General features: G+C 69.9%; 19 protein-coding genes. 7 read left to right on the top strand and 12 right to left on the bottom strand.

Annotated features, from left to right (window positions below):
• Window positions 1–80 precede the first annotated feature (80 nt).
• The gene (locus ABD346_RS24705; RefSeq protein WP_344377761.1) at window positions 81–563 is read left to right on the top strand and encodes a nitroreductase family deazaflavin-dependent oxidoreductase; all 483 of its coding nucleotides are present in this window, start codon (window positions 81–83) and stop codon (window positions 561–563) included.
• A 177-nt stretch (window positions 564–740) separates the two neighbouring features.
• On the opposite strand, the gene coaD is transcribed toward ABD346_RS24705, so the two are convergent.
• A complete protein-coding gene (gene coaD / locus ABD346_RS24710; RefSeq protein WP_344377762.1) occupies window positions 741–1,166 on the bottom strand; it encodes a pantetheine-phosphate adenylyltransferase in 426 nt (141 codons plus the stop codon).
• Window positions 1,167–1,667: 501 nt separating this feature from the next.
• Here coaD and ABD346_RS24715 point away from each other — a divergent pair.
• From ABD346_RS24715 to ABD346_RS24725, 3 genes are all read left to right on the top strand, one after another.
• Window positions 1,668–2,750 carry a NucA/NucB deoxyribonuclease domain-containing protein gene (locus ABD346_RS24715; RefSeq protein ID WP_381229521.1) on the top strand — a complete coding sequence of 361 codons (1,083 nt, stop codon included), beginning with the start codon at window positions 1,668–1,670 and terminating at the stop codon, window positions 2,748–2,750.
• 74 nt (window positions 2,751–2,824) lie between these two features.
• The gene (locus ABD346_RS24720) at window positions 2,825–3,412 is read left to right on the top strand and encodes a hypothetical protein (RefSeq protein ID WP_344377766.1); all 588 of its coding nucleotides are present in this window, start codon (window positions 2,825–2,827) and stop codon (window positions 3,410–3,412) included.
• Window positions 3,413–3,619: 207 nt separating this feature from the next.
• Window positions 3,620–4,252, top strand: a complete 633-nt coding sequence (locus ABD346_RS24725; protein WP_344377977.1) for an aminotransferase class III-fold pyridoxal phosphate-dependent enzyme — start codon at window positions 3,620–3,622, stop codon at window positions 4,250–4,252.
• 3 nt (window positions 4,253–4,255) lie between these two features.
• On the opposite strand, the gene ABD346_RS24730 is transcribed toward ABD346_RS24725, so the two are convergent.
• The 7 genes from ABD346_RS24730 to ABD346_RS24760 are packed head-to-tail and all read right to left on the bottom strand — an operon-like array spanning window position 4,256 to window position 9,703.
• On the bottom strand, window positions 4,256–4,978 hold the full coding sequence (locus tag ABD346_RS24730; protein ID WP_344377768.1) for a type 1 glutamine amidotransferase domain-containing protein: 723 nt from the start codon (window positions 4,976–4,978) through the stop codon (window positions 4,256–4,258).
• A gap of 60 nt (window positions 4,979–5,038) precedes the next feature.
• Window positions 5,039–6,103, bottom strand: a complete 1,065-nt coding sequence (locus tag ABD346_RS24735) for a cupin domain-containing protein (RefSeq protein WP_344377770.1) — start codon at window positions 6,101–6,103, stop codon at window positions 5,039–5,041.
• Window positions 6,100–7,566: a pyridoxal phosphate-dependent decarboxylase family protein gene (locus tag ABD346_RS24740; protein WP_344377773.1), complete on the bottom strand. Its 1,467-nt coding sequence runs from the start codon at window positions 7,564–7,566 to the stop codon at window positions 6,100–6,102. Before ABD346_RS24740 ends, ABD346_RS24735 begins: the two co-directional genes overlap by 4 nt.
• On the bottom strand, window positions 7,553–7,879 hold the full coding sequence (locus ABD346_RS24745; protein ID WP_344377774.1) for a hypothetical protein: 327 nt from the start codon (window positions 7,877–7,879) through the stop codon (window positions 7,553–7,555). The genes ABD346_RS24740 and ABD346_RS24745 overlap by 14 nt, the downstream gene beginning before the upstream one ends.
• Window positions 7,880–7,902: 23 nt before the next feature.
• Window positions 7,903–8,382 carry a hypothetical protein gene (locus tag ABD346_RS24750; protein WP_344377776.1) on the bottom strand — a complete coding sequence of 160 codons (480 nt, stop codon included), beginning with the start codon at window positions 8,380–8,382 and terminating at the stop codon, window positions 7,903–7,905.
• Window positions 8,383–8,435: 53 nt separating this feature from the next.
• Entirely contained in the window at window positions 8,436–8,720 is a 285-nt protein-coding gene (locus ABD346_RS24755) for a hypothetical protein (RefSeq protein ID WP_344377778.1), read from the bottom strand.
• Between the two features lie 41 nt (window positions 8,721–8,761).
• Entirely contained in the window at window positions 8,762–9,703 is a 942-nt protein-coding gene (locus ABD346_RS24760) for a DMT family transporter (protein WP_344377780.1), read from the bottom strand.
• Window positions 9,704–9,775: 72 nt separating this feature from the next.
• Here ABD346_RS24760 and ABD346_RS24765 point away from each other — a divergent pair, with 72 nt between their 5' ends.
• Together ABD346_RS24765 and ABD346_RS24770 are read left to right on the top strand one after the other, a co-directional pair.
• Entirely contained in the window at window positions 9,776–10,735 is a 960-nt protein-coding gene (locus ABD346_RS24765) for a LysR family transcriptional regulator (protein WP_344377782.1), read from the top strand.
• Between the two features lie 126 nt (window positions 10,736–10,861).
• Complete coding sequence (locus ABD346_RS24770; RefSeq protein ID WP_344377784.1) at window positions 10,862–11,137, top strand: hypothetical protein; 276 nt, start codon at window positions 10,862–10,864, stop codon at window positions 11,135–11,137.
• A gap of 155 nt (window positions 11,138–11,292) precedes the next feature.
• Here the strand turns inward: ABD346_RS24770 and ABD346_RS24775 are convergent, their stop codons facing one another.
• Window positions 11,293–11,925, bottom strand: coding sequence for a TetR/AcrR family transcriptional regulator (locus tag ABD346_RS24775; protein ID WP_344377785.1), 633 nt, complete (start codon window positions 11,923–11,925; stop codon window positions 11,293–11,295).
• 137 nt (window positions 11,926–12,062) lie between these two features.
• On the opposite strand from ABD346_RS24775, the gene ABD346_RS24780 reads away from it, so the two are divergent.
• Window positions 12,063–12,473, top strand: a complete 411-nt coding sequence (locus ABD346_RS24780; protein WP_344377788.1) for a DUF6463 family protein — start codon at window positions 12,063–12,065, stop codon at window positions 12,471–12,473.
• A gap of 26 nt (window positions 12,474–12,499) precedes the next feature.
• On the opposite strand, the gene ABD346_RS24785 is transcribed toward ABD346_RS24780, so the two are convergent.
• Genes ABD346_RS24785 through ABD346_RS24795 form a run of 3 tightly spaced genes read right to left on the bottom strand, consistent with a single transcriptional unit; the run spans window position 12,500 to window position 22,393 of the window.
• Window positions 12,500–17,314 carry an amino acid adenylation domain-containing protein gene (locus ABD346_RS24785; protein ID WP_344377789.1) on the bottom strand — a complete coding sequence of 1,605 codons (4,815 nt, stop codon included), beginning with the start codon at window positions 17,312–17,314 and terminating at the stop codon, window positions 12,500–12,502.
• Entirely contained in the window at window positions 17,269–21,453 is a 4,185-nt protein-coding gene (locus ABD346_RS24790) for an amino acid adenylation domain-containing protein (protein WP_344377791.1), read from the bottom strand. The genes ABD346_RS24785 and ABD346_RS24790 overlap by 46 nt, the downstream gene beginning before the upstream one ends.
• Window positions 21,446–22,393, bottom strand: coding sequence for a 3-hydroxyacyl-CoA dehydrogenase family protein (locus ABD346_RS24795; protein ID WP_344377792.1), 948 nt, complete (start codon window positions 22,391–22,393; stop codon window positions 21,446–21,448). The genes ABD346_RS24790 and ABD346_RS24795 overlap by 8 nt, the downstream gene beginning before the upstream one ends.
• Between the last annotated feature and the right edge of the window lie 27 nt (window positions 22,394–22,420).

The raw sequence follows: 22,420 nt of genomic DNA on the forward strand, positions 1-22,420 counted from the left end.
GGAAGCGGCGGTCTCCCCTTCATGCGAGGCCTGTGCTGGACTGTCCCGACACAATCCGTGCACGACATGGGGTGGATGCGATGGCTCTTGAGGGCGCGTACGAGCCGAGTCCGGCGCAGTGGATCCGCGAACAGGTCGAGCTGTACGAGAGTTCGGGTGGCACACAGGGCACAACACTCTGGGACACGGGCCTGCCGGTCGTCATTGTCACGATGCGCGGTGCGAAGAGCGGCAGGATCCGCAAGATTCCGCTGATGCGCGTGGAGCACGAGGGGCGGTATGCGGCGGTGGCCTCGAAGGGCGGTTTCCCGCGCCACCCGGTCTGGTACTTCAATCTCCAGGCCGACCCGCACGTGGAGCTCCAGGACGGCCCCGAACTCCAGGGCATGACAGCCCGTGAACTCACCGGGGACGAGAGGGCCCAGTGGTGGCAGCGCGCGGTCGCCGCGTATCCGCCGTACGCCGAATACCAGGAGAAGACCGACCGAGTGATCCCGGTCTTCGTGCTCGAACCCCAGCACCTGGCCGGCCCGGCGAACACCCCGGCGCCAACGACGACTTGACCTTCGGGCGCCACTCCCCCGGCCCGGCGATGCACCGCGTGACTGGGGAGATGAGCCCGGCGCCGCGCTGCCTCCGCCGCCAACCCCGAAGGACTCCCGGCGCGCTCCGGAAACGGGGCGCGAGATGCCCCGGGCCCGGCCTCCCTTCAGCCCCAACTGCTGAGCACGCTCACGTCATCATTCGGAGACACGGTTCTGTTGGCTCATCACGGTGACGAGGGTGGAGGAGATGTGGGCCAGGGCTGGGTCTGCGGCGATGAAGAACGTGTCGACTCCGGCGAGTTCGTGGTTCATGCGGGCCATCGGCATTTCGTGGTCCAGGTCGGGAACGCCGCGGACTCCGCGGATGACGACGTCGATTCCGACTCTGCGGCAGTAGTCGACCAGCAGGCCGCCGGTGTGGGAGTCGACGGTGACGTTGCTCAGGTCAGTTGTTGCCGCGCGGAGCCGGTCCAGCCGTTCTGCGATGGGGAAGCGGCCGGTCTTGTTCGCATTGAACATCACACACACGACGACCTCGTCGAACAGAAGGGCCGCGCGCCGGAGTACGTCCTGGTGCCCTTGAGTGACCGGGTCGAAGGATCCTGGGAAGAGGGCTCGCATGATCGGAGAGAGTAACAAGCGGCCGCGGCCGGTAGTGCTGTGCCGCCGGCTGCCACCAGCAGGAACACCCCGCTGCACGTGACACGGCGGGCCGATGCCTGGCCGCCGCGCATTCGTCGCCGGAAAATACTGCACCACGTCGAATGCGGGCGTCCATAAACTCCCTGCATGAGGCCGACTCCTTGTCGCCGGAACTCTGTTCCGCCGGCCGACCTGACGGTAGTCGCGCAAATGACCACGCATCCTGCGTAGGCACCGAATACGACGACCGTGAAGGCCGAGACACACTGCTTCCACATACAGGAAGCAAGGTTCCGGACAACGATTCCTGAGGCCCTCACCTGCACATTCGCCTCATAGCCAGCACACAGGAATCGCCCTTGACGCGTTCCGTGCTGGCCGAAACCAACCTGCACACTTCAACGGACCATTGACGCCCCGCTTTTCACGCCGGAAACATGACCCCGCCTTATCCCCAAGAAAGGATCATGCGCGGTGAAAATGATCAAACGCGGGGGAATCCTGCTGGCCGCACTCGTCGCAGTCAGCCCGGCATTCACAGGAGTCGCCACAGCAGACGCCGCCCCACCCACACCTCAGCCCCGCCACAGCGCCACCGCCCAACTCACCCCGCTGGCGACGCAGAACGTCGCCACCGACGCGGCCGTGACCTGTACCGTCGGCCAGGTCCGGACGGACCGCACCAGCTCGTGCGCCTCCGGCGGTCTCCGCGTCGACTTCTACATCGAGCCCGAGCACCAGTACGAGGGCAGCGCCAACTTCGCATGGACCTCGAGCGTCCAGCTCGACGCCCGGAACCGGCACCGCTGGACCGACAAGGTCACCCTGCGGCTGCTGTCCACCACCGTCGCGGCCGCCGAACTCGGCGTCGCCACCGTCACGGAAACCTGCGGCCACTGCACCTCCACCGGAGGCACCCCGCAGATCACCACCCTGGGCACGACGCGGAGCTGGGACATCGTCATCGACTCCCCCGGATCGGTCACCAACACCGACGCCCAGGCCCCGCACCTCAACTACGAGGCCGCCCCCTACACGCCGGTCAGCATCGACCTCGGCCCCAAACTCAACGTGCGGTGCGACAACACTCCCCGCATGAGTCCGGCCGCCGCCGGGGGATGCGTCTACCCCGACTACACCCCCAGCTACAACATCTCCGTCACCGGCCCCTTCGACCAGGTCGCCTGGCACATCGACTGGGCCCAGCACAACCTCAAGAACCACTGGGGATGGAAAGGCCACGGCCCGGCTCTGACGCGCACCATGAAGCAGGCTCTGATACGTGCCAACCGGCGTACCGCCTGCCCGTCCTCGATCCCGCGCCCGCCCGGGAAGAGCTGCGACGAATACCCCTTCGCCTCCACCCACCAGGGTGCCAGCGTCAACCCGGACTTCTCCTGCCACATGGTCCCCGCCGCGCAGAACCGCCTCGAAGGCCGTGCCCGGCAGTCCTGGTACAACGCCAACCGGCTCTTGGAGGACGACAAGTTCTGGGTCAACGTCACCAACGTCCCGACCGTCCGCAGCGACGCCGCGATGCCCCCGCTGGTGCAGTGCCCGTAACACCAGCCGCGTAGCGTGAAACCCCTGGGGGACAGCGAAAACGCTGTCCCCCTACCGTCGCAAGGAGCCCTGCCATGGCCTCACTCATCGACCGCGTCTCCAGCCCCCATCTCTTCATCGCCCACGGCACCCTGGACCTCATCGACCTCGACACCTTCGAAGACGTCCCCCTCGATCACACCGCCAACGGACTCGTCGCCGCTCGCGAGGACTACGCCGCGATCGTCTGCGCCGTAGAAGGCGGAGACATCGACGTCACCGCCGAACTCTGGGACGGACCCCCTGCCCTCCACCTGGACGACTGGCAGGACGCCGCCGAAATCTCCTTCACCTGGACCACGGCCCGCATCTCCATCGGCCCCGGCGAAGAAGACCCCGACGAAGCGCCCGTGCTGGCACTCCCCGGCCCCGGCAGCTACCGCCTCCTGGTCCACGGGAAGAACCGCGACGAAGGCGATGTGCGCGAGGCCGGCGACCCCGTCGAGACCTACCTCCTCCAGCTCTGGCCGGCTCCTCTTGCCGACCCCGTCACCCACAAAGCCACCAGCGACTACGGCGCCGGCATGCGCGAGACCGCCCCGGCGCCCACCGGCCAACGCCCCGACTGGTACGACCAGAAAACCAGCGGCTACGGCCCCGACCACCCCGCAGCTCAGCAGTAGGACGACGAGAAGCCCCACCTCTCAGCACCAGTGAGTGTCGGGGCTTTCCGCAGAAGGGAACAGCTTCCGCCTCCAACTCGTCCGGCAATGCGACGCCGACCCCGCATACCCCTCGGGCGCCCCCCGCTCTGCGCGTGCCCATGAGCGAACCATCGGTCCCGACCGGGCAGAAGTCGGGGCCTGCGGCTTTTTGATGAGTCGTGCGTCATCTCCGAGGCCGGCATCATCGTCGCCGACGACGCGTACCTGAGGGGGCTGCGTGAAGTGTGCGACCGAAACGGGGCCCTGTTGTTCTTCGACGAGGTACAGACCGGATATGGACGGACCGGAACTTTCCTCGCCCAGGAGCACAGCGGAGTCGTCCCCGACGCCTGCTCCCTCGCCAAGGGCATCGCCGCCGGCTTCCCCATGGGAGCAGTGGCGGTGCGAGAGGACCTGGCCGGTGCTCTGCCACCGGGCAGCCACGCGAGCACATTCGGAGGCAACCCTGTCGCCTGCGCCGCGGCTCTGGCCGTGCTCGACGCCATGGACGACGAATCGATGATCGAGAACGCTGCGGTGAGGGGGGCGTACCTGGCCGCCCGACTCGCGGCCCTCGCCGCCGACCCGGAGATTCCCGCGCTCGAAGCCCGGGGTAAGGGCTTGCTGAGGGGACTTGTTCTGCCGGACCACCTCGATCCGGCGTCCGTCCTGGACGAGTTGCGGGAGCGGGGCGTGCTGCTCTCCCGGGTCGGCGGCCAGGTCCTCCGCTTCTCCCCGGCCCTGAACATCACCCTCAAGGAGCTGGCTGACGGCTTGGACGTGGTTGAACGGACTCTCAGGGCCGCGCTCCGCAGGTGAGGGCTATCGATTTGAAGCACCGTCAGAAAGTGCAGAGAGCAGGCTTCCCGCGAGAGGGTGTGCCGAGGCGGGGTTCTGCCCGGTGAGCAGATGGCGATCGCGTACGACGTGTTCCTTCCAGGGCTCGGATGCGCAGATGAATCGCGCCCCTTGCTTGGTCAGTGCCTTCTGCGCGGTCCACGGCAGGGTGTCCAGGAGGCCGACATCCTTCTCTTCGATGTCGGTGAAAGCAGTCATGCGGTAGCCGACGAAGGGCCAACGCCCTGCCGCTGTCCTGCACGACAGTAGTGCGACGGGGCCATGACACACCGCGGCGATGGGCTTGAGGGTGTCGTGGAAGGCGGTGAGGAGATTGCCGCAGGCCGGGTCGGTCCAGAGGTCGGCCATGGGGGCGTACCCGCCGGGGACGAACACGGCGTCGAAGGATTCCGCGGAGAGCCGCTCCAGTGCGTGGGGAGCATCCAGCCGACTATTGAGGGCGTCGACGCAGCGGCGCAGTTCGTCGCAGCGGGCAGCGGAAAGACCTGTCCCCTCGGGGGTGAAACCCGCGGAATCGGCGACGGCCGGTTTCCCTCCCGGTGTCGCCAGGGTGACGTCGACACCGGCTTGGCCGAACACGCGGACCGGTTCCACGAGTTCCTCGGGCCAGAATCCGATGGGCCGGGAGCTGCCGTCGGCGAGGGATATCCGGGAAGCGGCGGACAGCATGATCAAAATGCGAGACATGGGGCCCCTTCACGCCGGGGTGCTGGGGCGGAGCCACGAGATGGCTCCGCCCGGTCGGCGTCAGCTGTGTTGTTCGTGCTCGGGAACGGATTCCTCGGCGTAGAGGCCGAGTGCTTCCATCAGAGGAAACTCGTTGTAGGAGAACAGCACCGCGTCCTCGGAGGGGTTCTGGTTGGTGTGGGAGTGCCGCGCCCACGACGGGACACAGAACGTGTCGCCGGACGACCACTCGAAGTCGGTGCCGTTGATGTTCGTCGCGCCGCGGCCGCGGGCCACGATGTACACCACCGACCCGGTGTGACGGTGAGCCAGAGTGCTTTCGCCGGCCCTCAGGAGCTGCAGCTTGCAGCCGATGGTCCGCGTGACGGGCCCGCCCGTCGCCGGGTTGGTGTAGTCGAGGATCACGCCGTCGTACGGTGAGTGGTTGCCCGCGCGGGCCGCTGCGATGAGGGCGTCATGGCACTTGTCCCAGGGGTAGGCGTAGAGGGGGGACGCGTCACGGTCCCTGCGTGTTTCGGGGAGCAGGATGCCTCCCCACAAGGACAGCGAGTCGGTGCTCGGGGTCGACCGCAGATGTGTCTTGTCGGGGTGAAGCTCGAAGAAGTTGGCACCCAGCGTGTTGACCAGCGGATCGTTGGTGCAGTCCTGCCAGATCACGAGCCCGTCCTCGGCGTCGTTGCCGTGCTCGTGCCAGAGGCGGCTCGGGGTGACGATCACGTCACCGGGATCCACGCGGACGCGGTCCCCGTTCACCGCGGTCCACCCCCCGCTCCCCTCATGCACGAAGCGGATGGCGGAAGCGGCATGCCGGTGACACGTCATGGACTCATGCGGTTTGAGGGCTTGCAGGCCGGAGTAGAGGTGTCCGCAGGCGGCCTCGTACGCGCGATGCCCGGGGTTGAGGTGCGTGATCACCCGCAGAGCGGCGGAGTCGCCCTTGACGAACTCGGCGGCCTCGAGGGCGAACGGGCGCAGATTGCGGTAGCGCCATAGGCAGGGGAGCGAGCGCGGGGCGGGAGACCAGGGGAAGTCGTCATTGACCGAGGACCAGCGACCGACGGCATAGAACTGGCTGAGGCGCTGGGCGAAGGTCTCGGGATCCGCGGTCGCTGAAGCGGTGCTCACGCTGCCTTCCCCTCCTCAGCGGCTGCCGCGGCGGACAGTTCTCGCCACAGCACGTCGATGTCCTCCGCGAGGGTGTGGATGTTGCCGATGGAGACGCGGATGACGTAGCCGCATTCCACGACCGTGTGTGACACGTAGGAGCGTCCGGCCGTGTTCACGCGCTGGTGAATGCGTTGGTTCAGCGCGTCGGTCTGCTCCTGGGTCAGACCGGGCGGGGCGTAGCGCAGGCACACCAGGGGGAAGGGGGTGTCTGGGTTTTCGACCTTCCAGTGCGCGGAGTTGCCCGCGGCCTTGCGCAGGTGGTCCGCCAGGTCGACGGCGGCGGTGAGCCGTTCGGCGATACCCCGGACGCCGAAGGATTTGATGATCCACCACAGCTTCAGAGCCCGGAACTGCCGTCCGAGCTGGAGCGAGTAGTTCATGAAATCCACGCTGCCGTTCTCGTGCCGCGTGGTGAGGTATTCGGGAACGAGCCGGAAGGTGTTGGTGAGAGCATCCTGATGGCGGCAGAACAGCGCGCTCGCCTCCATCGGGCACAGCAGGACCTTGTGCGGGTTGGCCACCAATGAGTCGACTGCCGAGAGATCCGGTACGTGCGGCCGCACCCCGTCGGCCATCCGCCAGAATCCCCCGTAAGCGGCGTCCGCGTGCAGCCAGACGCCGTGCTGTGCGCATACTTCGGCGATCTGAACGAGCGGGTCGACAGCGCCCGTGGAGGTGGTGCCGATGTTGGCGACGACAGCCATCGGACGGTATCCGCTGTCCACGTCGGCACGTATCTGTGCGTCCAGGGCGTCGGGGCTCAGCATGCCGTCGCCCGACGTGGGGAGACGGATGACGTTGTCGAGGCCGATGCCGAGCGTGATGGCGGCCTTGTCGATGCTGCTGTGCGTCTGATCGGAGGCGTAGACCCGTAACCTCGGGGATCCGGCAAGCCCGTGTTGCCGTACGTCCAGGCCGGTGAGCTGCTCCCGGGCAGCGGCCAGGGCATACAGCGTGGCGAGGGACGCTCCGTCCACCAGCACCGCGTCGCCGTCCGCGGGATAGCCGAGCAGCTCCGCGAGCCACTTCAGGACGGTGCTCTCCACGGCCGCGGCGGCGGGCGCGGCATCCCACAGCATCACGTTGACGTTCAGGGCGGCGGTTGCCATCTCGGCGAGGATGGCCGGGCCGCTGGAGCTGTTGGAGAAGTAGGCGTGGAAACGGGGGTGATTCCACAGGGTGAGATGGGGGCGTACGTCCCGCCACGTCTGCTCCAGGATGTCGCCGAATGCCTCCGGTTCCGTGGGGAGCGGTTCGTCGATCAGGGCGCGGATCTCCTGGGCCGACCGGTCTGTGGTGACCGGCAGCGTGCGCAGATCCTCGAAGTGACTCCGCAGGCGGGCCAGCAGCAGACGCCCGTTCTCTTCGAGCTCCCGCGGTGTCCAGTCGCCCACAGGCGGCGTGCCGTCAGTGGTGGTCATGCTCTACCTCCACCGGCAGTTCCTTGGTGTAGCGGATCGTCCGCGGCTTGGTGCAGTACTTGTCGATGAGGGGCTGCACCAAGGGTTCTTCGGTCTCCAGGAGGCTGACGTGGTCCTGCTTGCTGCGCCACGGGTACACCCAGGTGACGACATTCGGTTCCCGCAGGTCCTGGAGGAACGTGGCGTGACCGTTCCATCCGGGGTGGTGGTGGGCGTTCTCACCGATGGCGTCGTCGATGATCTGCATGGTCCGTGTCGCGTCCTGGGCGGCCTCGTCGGTCAGGTACCAGGTTTCTACGATGGTGAACGTCATGGCCATCTCTCTCTGTGCGGTCGTCACTGTTCGGCGGTGAAATATTCCTGGAGCAGGGACTTGCCGCCGGGCACGAACTTCTCGCAGATGAGCTTGTGCTGCGCCCGGTTGCGGGCTTGCTCCTGCCAGAAGCGCTGAGCCGCATCCCGCACTTCGCCCGGGGCCGTCCCTGTGCGGGCGGCTTTCTTCAGGGGGCTGCGGACCTCTTTGAGCAGGTGGAGCATCTGCTCATGGTCCGTGTTGAACTTTCCCGAGAACCCGGGACTGACCCATGGGGGTTCCATGGCGGGACGCAGAAGCCCGGTGTAGCTCCCCTGCGGGAAGTCGGACGCGTAGCGCATCGATGCCGTGGCTGCCCGGTACAGCCGGGCGAGGGTGTCCAGCAGGGAACGGCAGGTGACCCAGTCTTCTTCGTCAAGTGCCCTGCGCAGGGCGGTGAGATGGGTGTTCATCAAAGTGAGGTGCAGGTGGAAGACATGGTGCCCGAGTTTCCACCTGTACACGGCGGCTTTCTGGCTGTGATCGAGCCTCATGCGTACCCCCCGGGGAGCTGTCGTCACTGGTCGCTGGAGACACGCAGGGCATGCTGGAGCAGCAGTGTGATGCCATCGAGCAGATCGGCTCGCTCTGCTTCGTCGAGAGTGGTGTCGGGCAGATCGTCGGTGACTCCGCGGGTCACGGACAGGACCTGCGTCACCCATGCGGCGTCGGAGACTTCGGTGTGATGGATGCGGAAGAAGCCGTCGTACTCGGCCGGCCCGCTCACGCCGCCGGGTGCGTGCCCGTCGGGCGGGAGGCTGATGGGGGCTATCAGACCGTAGTCGTCGGTGGGGGGCTCCATGCGGGATCCTTCCCGATCTGCTGTGAAGGGGTGCTTTCTGGTCAGAGGTTGGTGGTTCTGGGGGTGCGGTTGGCGAGCCATACGCTGGCGATGACGAGGGCGCAGCCGCACAACTGCACGATGGTGGGGGTCTCGTGGAGGATGAGCAGGGCGAAGCCGATGGCCATGACCGGCTGCAGGAGCAGGAGTGCGGCCGCGGTGTTCGGGGCGAGGCGCGGGCTTCCCTTGCTGATGAGGATCCATGCGGCCACCTGTCCGAGCAGGGCAAGGGCGACGATCCATCCCCAGGCCGCGGCGGAGATGGCCAGGGGCAGGCCGGTGGCCAGCAGGGCGATCAGGCCGGAGGCCACTGCCGCCGCGGCCGTGGAGACGCAGACGGGGCTGACGACATGCTGGGGCGAGCGCTGCCCGGAAAGCCGTGACAGGTAGAGGTACGCCGCGTACGCGACGCCGGCGGCCATGCCGAGCACCACTCCGCGCACCGTGTTCCCGGATTGCTGGCCTTGCTGCAGGACGCCGCTCGCGAGTGCGATGCCCGTCAGCATGAAGGGGGTGGCGTAGAGGAAGCGGCGGGGAATCCTGTTGCCGCCGAACAGGCGGGACAGCACGGGGAACACGATGACCTGGACGTTGATGAGCACCGTGGCCACGGCCGCGCCGATGTCGAGGATGCTGAGGGTCCACATGACATAGTCGGCGCCGAGGAAGACGCCCGCGAGAACCGCGTACCCGCGCAGGGGGCGGGGCAGGGCGCCGTGGCGCCGTTGTTCGAGGAGCATCAGCGGTACGAGCGGCAGTACGGCGATGGCGCAGCGCAGGAAGGCCGCCGTGCCGGCGTTGATGTCGGCGAGCTTGACGAACATGGCGGAGGCGGACAGACAGGCAGCGCCGCCGACCACGAGCAGACTCGCGGCTGCTGGGGTCGCCGCCCCCTGCGCGGCAGTGGCAGGGGAAGGCGCCGAGGGCTTCCGTGCGGTATCCACACACTTCACGTTCTCACTCGGGATCGAATAGCACTAGTTACTGTTTCTTCGGAGAAATAGATAGCCCGACTTATGGGTAACCTGACTGATGTGTATACCTGGGAACGACTGAGGGTGTTCGCGGCGGTGGCCCGCCATGGCTCGATCCGCGCGGCAGCCGAATCGCTGCATGTCACGGGGCCGGCCGTCTCGCAGCACATCAGGAAGCTGGAGCAGGAGGCCGGTTGCAAGCTGCTCGAGCCCGACGGGCGCGGCATCCGGCTCACCCACGCCGGCCGGATCCTGTCGGCCTCCGCACAGCAGATGGACGCGGTCGCCACCCATGCGATGAAGGATCTCGCTGCCCTCAGCACTCTGGTCGCAGGGCCCCTGCGGGTGGGCGCTGTGGCCTCGGTACTGCGTGCGCTCGTGCCGCAGGCACTCCTGGCGCTCACCGAGCGTTATCCGCGACTGCTGCCGGAGCTTCAGGACGGGGAGGCGACGGACATGCTCCCCGCGCTGCACACCGGGGAACTGGACGCCGTGGTGATGGAGAGCTGGACGCACTCCCCCTCGCGCATCCCGCCCGCGGTCCGGACCCATCCGCTCGCACATGAGCGCGCCTTGCTGGCTGTGTCCGACCGCCACCCTCTCGCTCACCTGCAAGAAGTGCCGCTGAACAGCCTGCGCGGCCAGATCTGGACGAGCTGCCCGGCAGGGAGCAACGCCCATCAGGCACTCGTCCAGTTGCTGCGCTCGGTCGGGCTGCCCCATTCCACCATCCGCTACTGCGTGGCGGATTACACCACCCAGCTCCAACTCGTCGCCGCCGGGCTGACGGTCGCGCTGATTCCGCAGATGGCAGCCCCGCGGGACCACCCAGGCGTACGGCTCCTCCGCTGCCGACCGAGCGTGACCCGCACGCTCTCCGTGGCAACCACCTGGCACACCGAGACACCGGCCGTGCACGCCTTCGTGGCTGAGATGATCCGTACAGCCCACGACAGGATTCCCCAGGCAGACAACGCCGACATGTCCGGTGGGGGTTGCTGAGTGCGTGGTGGCACGTTGCGGCAGACGGCTGCTTCGGGGCTCCGGCCCGCGTTGGCCGGAATCGCCGTTACGGGCAGGTCGTGACTGCCTCGGCAGCTCAGCGTGCCCAAGGGCAGAATTCTCGCCATGACCGCGACCCGGATACTGGCGGAGTTCGGCCGGACAGCCAGGATCGGGCCGATCGGCTGTAACGCCTCCTTGCCCGAACTGGTGGAGGACTTGGGACAGCCCTTCGCCGGCGATCGGGTGTATGCCAAGTCCCGCTGGCCGCGCTGGTTCGGCTACGGCAATCTGCAACTGGTCATCTGCCCATGCCGGCTGATGGTCGCCGTCTCCTCCTCGTTCCACGGCTGCTCACCCATGGCGCCGGGCCAGGAGGACGGCAGCTTCGGCGCGGTCTGAGCGCGCCGGCCCCAGCCCTGGAAATTTCTGGGCGGACCGGTTGAGAGCGGGTTGGGTTCTCTTCCGGTGGCCGGTCTCCGGGAGGCCAGTCGGCGTCGTCCGACCGGTCACCGGGGTGGGTGTCGAGGAGGTTGAGCCGGTCGTCGCGGGCCCTGTCAGCGCGGTTCGGCGAGTCCGCCGGGGCCGTTGTGGTACCGGTCGGCCAGGGCGGTGATTCCTGCTGTGGCGGCGGTGGCGAGGTCGGTGACCATCGCGTCGTCGACCGGCAGGTTGACGATGAACAGAGCGGAGGCCAGGGAGCCGAGCACCAGCAGGTGAGCCATGGCGGGGTCGACAGCCCCGGCCAACTCGCCGCGGGCAACGGCCCGGTCGATGATTTCGGCGAAGAGGGACTGTTCGGCGGCGAGGAAGGTGTCCTGGAACCGCTTGTCCAGCCCGGGGTTGACGGCTATTTCGCTGATCAGGGCAGGTGCCAGCTGTCGGGCCGCCGGGGTGGCCATACGCACGTGAAACGCGCGGACCAGCGCCAGCAGGTCGCCGTGCAGCGAGCCTGTCTCGGCCAACGGAGGCAACTGCTCCTCGTACATGGTGGCAGCGAACGCCATCTCCGCCTTGGACGCATAGCGACGGTAGATCGCCGCCTTGCCCACCCCGGCACGCGCGGCGATCTGATCGATGGTCAGGGCCGGGTAGCCGACTTCGTCGATCAGCTCACGCGTGCTCTGCAGGATCTTGTCGTCCACACGACTGTCCCGCGGGCGTCCGCCCCGTTGCCTTTTCACCGTCATGCCCGCACTATACGGAACGAGAGTATCGGAACTGAAGTATCGGAACGATGGTTCCGGATTCTCGCGGGCCCTGCCGCGCCAAGACAACATCGGCGGAGCCGCACCACGCGGCTTCACGACGAGAACGGAGAACCCAGATGATCAAGTGGGCCGGCTGGATCATCACGTTATTCGGAACCGCACACACACTCCTCGCCCTGACGGTGGAGAAAGCCGGGCGCCACGCCGGGACATGGTTCAGCGGCGGGCTGTGGAGCGAGGACCTTGCCGACATGAGCCCGGCGGGCAGCGCGTACTGGCTGAGCCTGGAAAGCTTCGGCCCACCGCTCGTCCTGGTCGGCCTGACGGTGCTGTGGCTGAACCGCCGCGGCATCACCCCACCGGCCTTCATCGCCTGGACGCTGGGGAGTTGGAGCGTCGTCGACGCCGTGGTCCTCCCGTTCACACCCTGGCCGCTCATCGCGCTCGCCTGTGCCCTGCTGCTGATCGGAGCCCGCCGAGCCCGCCGTGACAACCCCGCACCCAAGGTCGGGCTTCCACGAGCGTGAGCAGTTCCGGCAGCAAGGACCACACATCACCCCGCGCCGCCGGCTCCCGCATCTCCGGCTGCTCTGACACCCTCCTCCGGCTCCGACAGGTCGATGTCCTGGACGTGGATGTCCGGGGTGGCAGCGGCCGTGCGCAGCAGCCGTGCGAAGCGGGTGCAGAGGGCCTCGACGGTGGGGCGGTCGAACAGGTCGGTCCGGTACTCGACCACACCGTCGAGTCCACGGCAGGTGCCGTCGGCGGCCCGCCGCTCGAACAGGCCGAAGGTCAGGTCGAACCCTGCGGAACCCCTGCCCATCAGGTCCACCGTGGCGGACCCGCCCGGCAGCTCCAGCCTTTCGGGCAGGGACGGTGCGAGAACCAGCATCACCTGGAACAGGGCTCGGCCGAACACGGCCTGCCCGCTCGCCGCCCGCCGTGGCCCCTGCGCCTCCACGACCAGGTCGAAGGGCACGTCCTGGTGGGCGAAGGCCGCCAGATCGGCCTGCGTGACGCGGCCGAGCAGCTCACGGAAGGTCGGCTCTCCCGAGGTGTCGGTGCGCAGGGCGAGCGTGTTCACGAAGAACCCGACGAGGCCGTCGAGTTCGGCGTCCGCGCGGTCGGAGACCGCCGTGCCGATCGGGATGTCCGTGCCCGCGCCGAGGAGGGTGAGCAGCGCGGCCAGTCCGGCGTGCACGACCAGGAAGAGGCTGGCCTGCTCGTCCGCGGCCAGCTCCAGGAGCCGCCCGTGTACGTCCGCGGGGACGGCGAAGGCGACCGTGTCACCGGCGGTGTGCGCCGGACGCCCGGACGGCGCCCGCTCCGCACGGTCGGTGGGGAGCGGGATGCGTTCCGGCAGGCCTGCCAAGGCCTTGTTCCAGTAGGCGAGTTGACCGGCCAGCAGGGCGCTGGGCTCGCCGTCGGTGCCGAGCAGTTCGCGCTGCCACCGGGTGAAGTCGGCGTATTGCGTGGGCAGCGGCGACCAGCCGGGGGCGGCGCCCTTGACGCGGGCCCGGTACGCCGTGGTGAGGTCGTCAAGGAGCCGGTGCAGCGAGGCGCGGTCGCAGGCGATGTGGTGGAGCAGCAGGAGCAGCGTCTGCCCGCGCGAGGAATCCGTGGTGAAAAGGACGGTGCGCAGGGGGAGTTCGCGCTCCAGGTGGAAGGGGCGGACGGCCGCGGCGTTCAACGCGGCCGCCAGCTGGTCCGGGGCGACGGGCTGGACCGTGAATTCCGGGCGCGCGGCCGTGACCGGCAGGATGTGCTGGACCGCTTGGCCGTCCCGCTGCTGGATGAGGGTGCGCAGGGTTTCGTGCCGGTCGGTGAGGTCGCCCAGGGCGGCACGGAGCGCTTCCCGGTCGAGCTCTCCGTCCCAGCGCAGTGCCAGGGGAACGTTGTAGGTGCTGTCGGGTCCGGCGAGCTTGTGCAGGAACCAGAAGCGCCGTTGGCCGAAGGAGAGCGGGACCGGCTCGGGGCCCCGGTCCTCGGCGAGCGGAAGCCGTGGGACGGGCCGGGGCTCCGATGCCGCGGAGGTGTCGCCCGCATGACCGGTGTCGCCCAGATGAGCGGCGAGCCCGGCGACGGTCGGGTGGCGGAAGACGTCCCTGACGTCCAGCTCCGCGCGATCGCCGAGGCCGGCCCGGCGCACCAGGGCGACCAGCCGTGTCGCCTGCAGGCTGTCGCCCCCGAGGTCGAAGAAGTCGTCGTCGGCGCCCACCTGTTCGACTTCCACGGCGAGCAAGTCGGCGTACAGAACGGCCAGTTCGGCTTCCAGGAGCGTGTCCGGGGCACGTGACGGCGTGTGCGCGCGGGCGTGAGGGGCCGGGAGCGCCGCCCGGTCCAGTTTCCCGTTCGGGGTGAGCGGCAGCCTGTCGAGCGGGACGAACAGGGACGGGACCAGATGCGCCGGAAGCCGCTCGCGAAGCCATCCCCGCAGCAGGGCAAGAGCCGGCCCGGGATCGTCCGCCGCCGCCTCCCGGGTGAGGACGACATAGGCCACCAGCCGTGCGGCCCCGTCGGCTCCCTGATCGCGGGCCGCCCCGGCGCGGGCCGGAGCGTGCGGAACACCGGAGCTCGCGAGGACGGCGCCGCCCGCCACACCCGGGGCGGCCAGCAGCGCCGCCTCGACCTCGGCCGGTTCGATCCGGAAGCCACGGATCTTGACCTGGTCGTCCGCCCTGCCGAGATACTCCAGTGAGCCGTCCCGGCGGGCGCGTACGAGGTCGCCCGAGCGGTAGAGCCGGGACCCGGCGGGGCCGAAGGGGTCGGCCACGAAGCGCTGCGCCGTCAACGCGGGACGACGCAGATAGCCACGGGCCACACCGGAACCCGCCACGTACAGCTCACCGGCCACGCCGGGCGGCACCGGGCGCAGCCGGTTGTCCAGTACGTACAGCCGGGTGCCGGCGATGGCCTTCCCGATGGGGACGACCCGCGCCGTGCCGTGCTCGCGGTCCAGGTCGAGCCGGGTCGAGAGGACCGCGGTCTCGGTGATGCCGTACATGTTGACCAGGACGGGCGCGGAGTCCTGGTGCCGCCCGTACCAGGAGCGCACGACGGCCGGGGAGAGCGCCTCACCGCAGAAGATGACCCATCGCAGGGCCAGTTCCCGCCCCCGCTCCGGCTCTTCGGCCTCCGCCTGCTCCAGCGACCGGAAAGCGGAGGGCGTCTGATTGAGCACCGTCACGCGTTCCCGCGCCAGCAGGTCGAGAAAGGCGCCGGGAGAGCGGCTCACCTCGCGGGGGACGACGACCAGCCGGCCGCCGTGCGCGAGGGCGCCCCACATCTCCCACACGGAGAAGTCGAAGGCACAGGAGTGGAACATCGCCCAGGTGTCGTCGGGGCCGAAGCCGAACTCGGCGGCTCCGGCCTCCAACAGCGCCACCGGACCGCGGTGCGGGACCACCACGCCCTTGGGGCGGCCGGTGGATCCGGAGGTGTAGATGACGTATGCGGCATGGTCGGGTGTCAGCGGTCCCGTGCGGTCCGCGTCGGTCGGGTTGGCGTCGCTGTCCGTCGGGTGGGCGTCGCCCGTCGGCGACGCGGTCGTGGCCGCGGTGGCTCCCGTCGGGTCCGTCTCGGAGAGCACGCATACCGGCTCGGCATCGGCGAGGATCCGCTCCGTGTGCTCCGGCGGCCATGCCGTGTCGAGCGGGAGGTAGGCCGCACCGGTCTTGGACACCGCCAGGATCGCGGTGACCATGTCCTCGGAGCGGGGAAGCAGGACGGCGACCGTGCGTTCGGGTCCTGCGCCGCGCCGGATCAGCGTCCTGGCCAGTCTGTTGGCGCGCGCGTTGAGCTCGGCATAGGTGAGCTGCCGCTCGCCGTGGCCGACCGCCGGGGCGTGCGGAGTCAGTGCGGCCCAGTGTTCGAACAGCTCGGGGAGCGTACGGGGCGAGAGGGAGGCCGGTGCGCCGATTCCCGGTACGAGCAGCCTGCGTTCTTCCGGTGCCAGCAGGTCCAGCTCTCCGACGGGGCGTTGGGGCTCGTCGATCAGCTGGTCGAGCAGGCGGACGCAGCGGTCGGCCTCGGCGGCGACCTCCTCGGGTTCGTACCGTCCTGCTTCGGCGTGCACCTCCACCATCAGGCCGGCCCGGCCGTGTTCCGGCCTGACCATGACGGAGAGGTCCTCCCCCGCGCCGGTGTTGAGCTGTCTCAGCGTCATCGGCCGCCCGGCGAAACCCCGGCCGAAGCTGAACGGGACGATGTTCGCGGTCAGTTGGTACGGATCCCGCACGGCCCCGGTGAAGCCGAGGTCACGGCGGAGGTCCTCGTACCGATAGCGCTGGTGGTCGAGGCACAGGGCAGTGGCTTCGGCGACGGTCCGGATCAGGTCGGCGGCCGGCCGGCGCGGGTCGACCGGCACCCGCAGCGGGAGCACGTTCGACGCGGCACCGGTCACGGCGCCCGCGGTCTTGGGGGTGCGGCCGGCGACCGGGAAACCCACGACGACCTCATCGCCCCCGCCGGTACGGACATGGTCCAACAGGACGGCGGAGGCGGTCGCCACCACCGTCCAGGGGACGTCGAGTTCGCGTGCGCGTGCGCGGAGGGCGGCCACCCGGTCCGCGGGCATCCGGGACGCGCCGCGCACCGGTGCCCCGCCCGTCCCGCCGATGTCCGTCGGGCCGGGCGCGTCCCGGCCGAGCCCGGCGGGCCCGGACTCACCCGGCCGGACGGTTCCCGGCCAACCAGCCATGTTCGCCATCCAGAACGCACGGTCGGCTGCGAAGTCGGGCGTGGAGCGATAGGCGCTCTCGGCATCGAGCAGGGTGTCCAACGGCACCTGGTGGCCTGCCTCCGGGGCCTCGCCGCGCTCCAGCGCCCCGTAGACCGCGCCGAGCCGCCGGGCGAACAGCGCCAGTCCGAAGCCGTCCACGACCAGGTGGTGGACGAGCAGATACCAGCAGACCCGGTCCTCGGAGAGGCGCAGGAACGCGGTCCTGAACGCCGGACCGTTCGCCAGGTCGAGCGGGCGGGGGATGTCCGCCCGCATCCAGTCCAGCGCTGCGGCCATCGGTGCGGGTTCCCGCCGGAGGTCGACGACGGGCATGTGCCAGGTGGGAAGGGAGCCGGCCCATTGCCTCGGCTCCCCGGAGGCCGTCACGGCGAACCGGGACCTGAACGGCTCGGTCTCCGCCACGGCGAACCGGAAGGCCGCCTCGTACAGTTCCGGATCGAGGTCTCCGGCGATGTCGAACGCGCTGGCCAGCTGGAACCGGGCCGGAGGCGCCAACTGCTGTGCCATCCAGATCCCGTGCTGCCTCGTGGTGAGCGGTATCGACGGGTGATCCGCCGCGTGCACATGCCCCGGCTCGTTCCTCACGGAGTGTTCACCGACCCCTTCTGTGGTGCCTCGGCGGCCCACCGTTCGACGAGTACGCGGCCGACGTCGCGGAGCGCGGCGGGGCCTCCCATCTCCGTGTGCGTCCAGTCGACCGGCAGGACCTCCAGCGACCCCTTGATCAGCGGGCGCCACAGGCCGAGCGCGGCCTCGGCCGAATGTTCCCTCGCGGTGAACATCACGGTGTTCCCGCCGAAGGGGCGGGGCTCGTGCAGGCCGGCGATCCGCGCGTTGTTGGCGAAGGTCCGGGCCAGCGCCGCGATCCGCTGCTCGTCGAACGAGGCCAGCAGTCCCCCCTGTGCACGGACGATCTCCACGAACCGGGGATACGTCAGTGACTCGGCCGCCCCCGGGGCGGGGTCGTAGCCGAAGAATTCCAGGAGCATCGCGAGGACGTCCCGGCCGGCGAGCGAACCCGGCGCGGCCTCGGCCGAGGCCGCGGCGTCGGCGACGTCCGTGCCCGCGGGGTGGGCGTCCAGGATCGCCAGCGTCTTGACCGACTCGCCGCTCTCCTCCAGCTGTACCGCCATCTCGTGGGCGACCACCCCGCCGAAGGACCAGCCGAGGAGGTGGTAGGGGCCTGTGGGCTGGACGGACCTGACATGGTCCAGGTAGTCCGCCGCCATCTCCCGCAGGGACGCCGGCAGGACTTCGGGACCGCCCAGGCCCCGGGCCTGCAGGCCGTACACCGGCCGATCGGTGCCGAGCGGCGAGGTGAGTCCCGCGTAGCACCAGGAGAAGCCCGCCGCCGGGTGCACGCAGAAAAGTGGCGCCTTGTCGCCGGCCTCCCGCAGCGGCAGCAGGACTCCGCTGCCGGCTTCCTCGGACGTCTCCCGGTCGCCTCGACGCCGTGGCACCGCTTCGGTGGTGGTGTCCGGCCCGTGCAGGGCCGCCCGCCCTCCGTCCTCCGCGTTCGTACGCTCCACGGCCTCCGTGCTCTTCGTATCCTTCGCCTCGCGCACGACCCGGGCCAGCGCCGCGACCGTCTTGTGCTCGAAGATGTCCTGCGGTGTGAGGACAAGACCCTCCCGACGCAGTCGGCTCAACAGCTGGATCGACATCATGCTGTCGCCGCCGAGGTCGAAGAAGCTGACGTCCGTGGCGACTTCGGACAGTCCGAGCACCTCGCGGAACCCCCGCGCCACGCGTTCCTGCCCCGCTCCGGCGGCGAGCGAAGCGAGATGGGCGTCCCCCCGGCCGAAATCCGGGGACGGGTCAACCTCCAGCGGCCGTGGACCCGTCGGCGGCTTCTCGCGGTCGAGCTTGCCGCTGCCCATGCGCGGCAGCGCGGAGGCGGCCATCAGCTCGGCCGGGACCAGATGGGCCGGCAGCCGCTCGGCCACCCAGTCCCGCAGCGCGTGGCGGCCGGGGATCCGGGCTCCCTGCGCGGGCACCAGGTAGGCCACGAGGCGGGCTTCGCCGCTCGGCCCCTTGCGGACACAGGCCATGACCTCGGTGACGGCGGGGTGCCGGGCGATCACCGCCTCCACCTCGCCGAGTTCTATGCGAAAGCCGTTGACCTTGACCTGGGCGTCCGCGCGGCCGAGGAAGTCGAGCAGGCCGTCGGAGCGCCGACGGGCCAAGTCACCGGTCCGGTACATCCGCTCGCCCGGCGGGCCGAAGGGGTCGGCGACGAAACGCTCCGCGGTCAGCCCGGGCCGGTGCAGATATCCCCGGGCAAGGCCGTCTCCCGCCAGGTACAACTCGCCCTGGCGGTCGGCCTCCACCTGGCGCAGCGAGCTGTCGAGCACGTAGGCGCGTACGTGGTCCAGCGGCCGTCCGATGGGCGGGGCGCCCTTCGGCTCAGGACCGTCACCCGCCTGGACGGTGGCCGCGGTGGCATGGACGGTGGCTTCGGTGGGCCCGTACACGTTGAGCACCCGGGTGCCGGGCATGATCTCCCGGATCCGGTCGGCGAGGGTGGCCGAGAGCGCCTCACCGGTCATCGAGAGCGTCGTGGCCGACACCTGGAGACCGCCGGTCTCCAGCAGCTGGGAGAACACCGACGGGATGGCGCACAGCAGGCCGCCCGACCAGCGCGGCGGGTCGCCGTCGAGCAGCGACAGGAGGTTGTCGACCAGCTCGACGCTGCCGCCGCCCGCCAGTGCCGGGAAGATCTCGGCCACCGACACGTCGAAGCTGAAAGAGCTCGCCGCCAGCACGTGTGTCAACGACTCGGCGCCGAATCCGGCGGCCGCCCACTCCACCAGCGCGACCACACCATGGTGCGGCACCACGACCCCCTTGGGCCTACCGGTGGAGCCGGAGGTGTAGATGACGTACGCGGGATGCGAGGCCAGCAGCGGCTCGGGCCGGTCGGTGTCGTTCGGCGGTGTGGGCGGGAAGTGCTCCAACTCCCCCACGATCGCGGGGTCGTCGAGCCGGATGGTCGTGGTCCGCGGGCTCGCGATGTCCGCGGCGTACGTGTCGGTGGCGGTGTCGGTGAGCACGCAGACCGGTGCCGCGTCCCGGACCATGAAGCGGAGCCGCTCGGCGGGGTAGGCGGGATCGAGCGGCAGATACGCGGCGCCGGCCTTGAGCACCGCGAGCATGGCCACGAGTGTCCCGGTGCACCGCGGGAGCAGCAGCCCGACGACCGACTCCGGGCCGGCACCCCGGTCGATCAGGAGCCGGGCCAGCCGGTTGGCACGCTCATGGAGCTGCGCGTAGGTGAGCTTGTCGTCGGCGCCGATGACGGCGACCGCGTCGCGGTGGCTCCGGGCCACGCTCTCCAGCAGGTCGGTGAGCGTTCGGCGGGGCACTCCGGAGGAGACGGTGCCGCTCGTCCCGGAAGCGGCCGCCGGTGCGTCTTCCGCCGGCAGGTCGAAGCTGCCCAGCGGGTCCCCCGGGCCTGCCACGGCCAGCGCCAGCAGGCGTCCGAAACGCTCGGCGTGCGCGTCGAGTTCGGCGGCGCGACAGCGGTCCGGTGCACCGCTGAAGACGATCCGCAACCGCTGGTTCACGGGATCGTCGTCGAGTACGACGCGTATGTCGTGGACCGGTTCGGGCACCAGGTCGTGGACCACCGCGGACAGTTCGCCGAACCGCACATGGGTTCCTGGGGTGCGGATGTCGGCGATCGGCCCGTACAGCCGGGGCCGGTCGTCCGGCACCCCGGCCGCGCGGCACAGACCCCGGTGGCCCAGGCGCTGGTGCCGGACCGCCTCGCGCGACTTCCGGGCGACGTCCTGGACGAGTTCGGCGAAGGTGGTGGCAGACCGTACCGGCAGCCGGAGCGGCACTATGTGGTCGCTCGCGTCCGGGACGCGCCTGCTCACCCGGCTCGGCCGGCCGTCCACCGGCAGGCCGATCACCACGTCCGTGGCGCCGCTCAGCCGGTGGGTGTAGGCCGCCAAGGCGGCGCACAGCACCGCCCGTACCGGCACTCCGCCGAAGCGGGCGATGGCGCGTACGCGTTCGGTGTCGGTGGTGCCGAGCGTCACCGGGCGGGAGTTCACCGGTGCCCGTGACCAGCCGGCGTCCCGGGCGGGAGCGGAGGCGAAGGTCACCGGCTCGGGGAGATCGGCCAACTGGCGGCGCCAGTAGGCGCGGTCGGCCGCCTGCGCGGGAGACCCGGCGTACCCGGCCGCTGCCGAGGCCCGTTGGGCCGGGGTGGCCAGGGCCCCGTCGGCGGCCGGGCGCTCCTCGGCGAGCGCGGTGTACACCTCGGAGACCCGGCGGGTGATCAGCGCACAGCCGAAGCGGTCGACATTGATCCGGGGGTGCTGGTGGAACCACTGGTGGCGGTCCGGGCCGAGCCGCAGCAACGCCTGGGTGGACGAGAGGTGCCTCGTCTCCTGGCCGCCGCGTGCGAGCTCCGCTCCCCGCTTGAGCGCCGCGCGGGTCCACGCGTCGGCCGCGCCCCGCGGGTCCGCCTCCGTGCTCAGGTCCACCACGGGCAGCGGCAGGCTGTCCGAGCTCGCAGGGGCAGTCGGTCCGTCCGGTTCCTCGCCGGCGAGGCGTACCGGCCGTGCGGTGATCTCGGCCACGACATGGACTACCGCCTTGCGCAGCGTGTCGAGGTCCAGGTCGCCTTGGATCTCCACGAGCTGGGCGATCCGGCTGCCCGGGGCGATGGGCCCGGAACCAGCGTGTCGTACCTCGTGCCAGGCGTCGTGTCCGGCGGCGGACGTGTCGGCGGCCGCGCCCTCGCGGTCAGTCACGGCCGGTACGTCCCCGCGCGGCGAGGTGCTGTGGCGCATACGGGTAGAAGCCGCTGCCCGACTTGCGTCCCACCCTGCCTTCGGCGACGAGACGGGACAGCAGCGGGCAGGGCTTGAAGCGGTCCTCTCCGGTGTGCCGGCGCAGCACCTCCAGCGAGTCGACGATGGTGTCGAGACCGATGAGGTCGGCCGTGCGCAACGGCCCCATGGGATGGCCGAAACAGTCCTGGAAAATCCGGTCCACGGTCTCGGCGTCGGCGGTTCCCTCGCCCAGCACGGCCGCCGCCTCGTTGAGCGTGAGCATCAGCACCCGGTTCGTCACGAAGCCAGGGGCGTCGCGCACCACCAGGGCGTGTTTTCCGATGTGGGTGAGGAAGCCTTCGGTGCGTTCCAGGGTGAGATCGCTGGTCTCCGGCGCGCGGATCACCTCCACCGCGTCCTTGAGCGGCGCAGGGTTCATGAAGTGGGTGCCGATGACCCGGTCGGGGCGCCCGGTGAAGGAGCCGAGGCGACCGACCGGGATGCATGAGGTGTTGGACGCGAAGATCGCCTCGGCCCCGCAGATCCGGTCCAGTTCGCGGAGGATCCCCTCCTTGATGTCCTCGTCCTCCCGGGCGCACTCCACCACCAGGAGAGCGGCCGCCAGGTCGGCGAGCTCGGCGGACCAGGTCACAAGGGATTCGGCGCGGGGTGCGGGCGCGCCCGCCCGCACCTGCCGGGCCCCGCGGCGCAGCAGCGTGGCCGTCCTGATCCCGGCGCGGAGCCGGTCCGGTCCCGAGGCCAGCGCGCCGTGGTCGTTGTCGACGACGACCACGGGGAGGCCGGCTTCGGCGAAGCACTGCGCCACACCGATCCCCATCGTGCCCGCGCCGACGATGCCCACCAGCGACCCGTCCACAATGGTCTGCGCGGTGTGTTGAACATCGGTCTGATCGCCCACTGTTGCAGGTCTCCTTCGTAGTCCGAG

This window comes from Streptomyces mauvecolor (assembly GCF_039532965.1).
GTDB lineage: Bacteria > Actinomycetota > Actinomycetes > Streptomycetales > Streptomycetaceae > Streptomyces > Streptomyces violascens.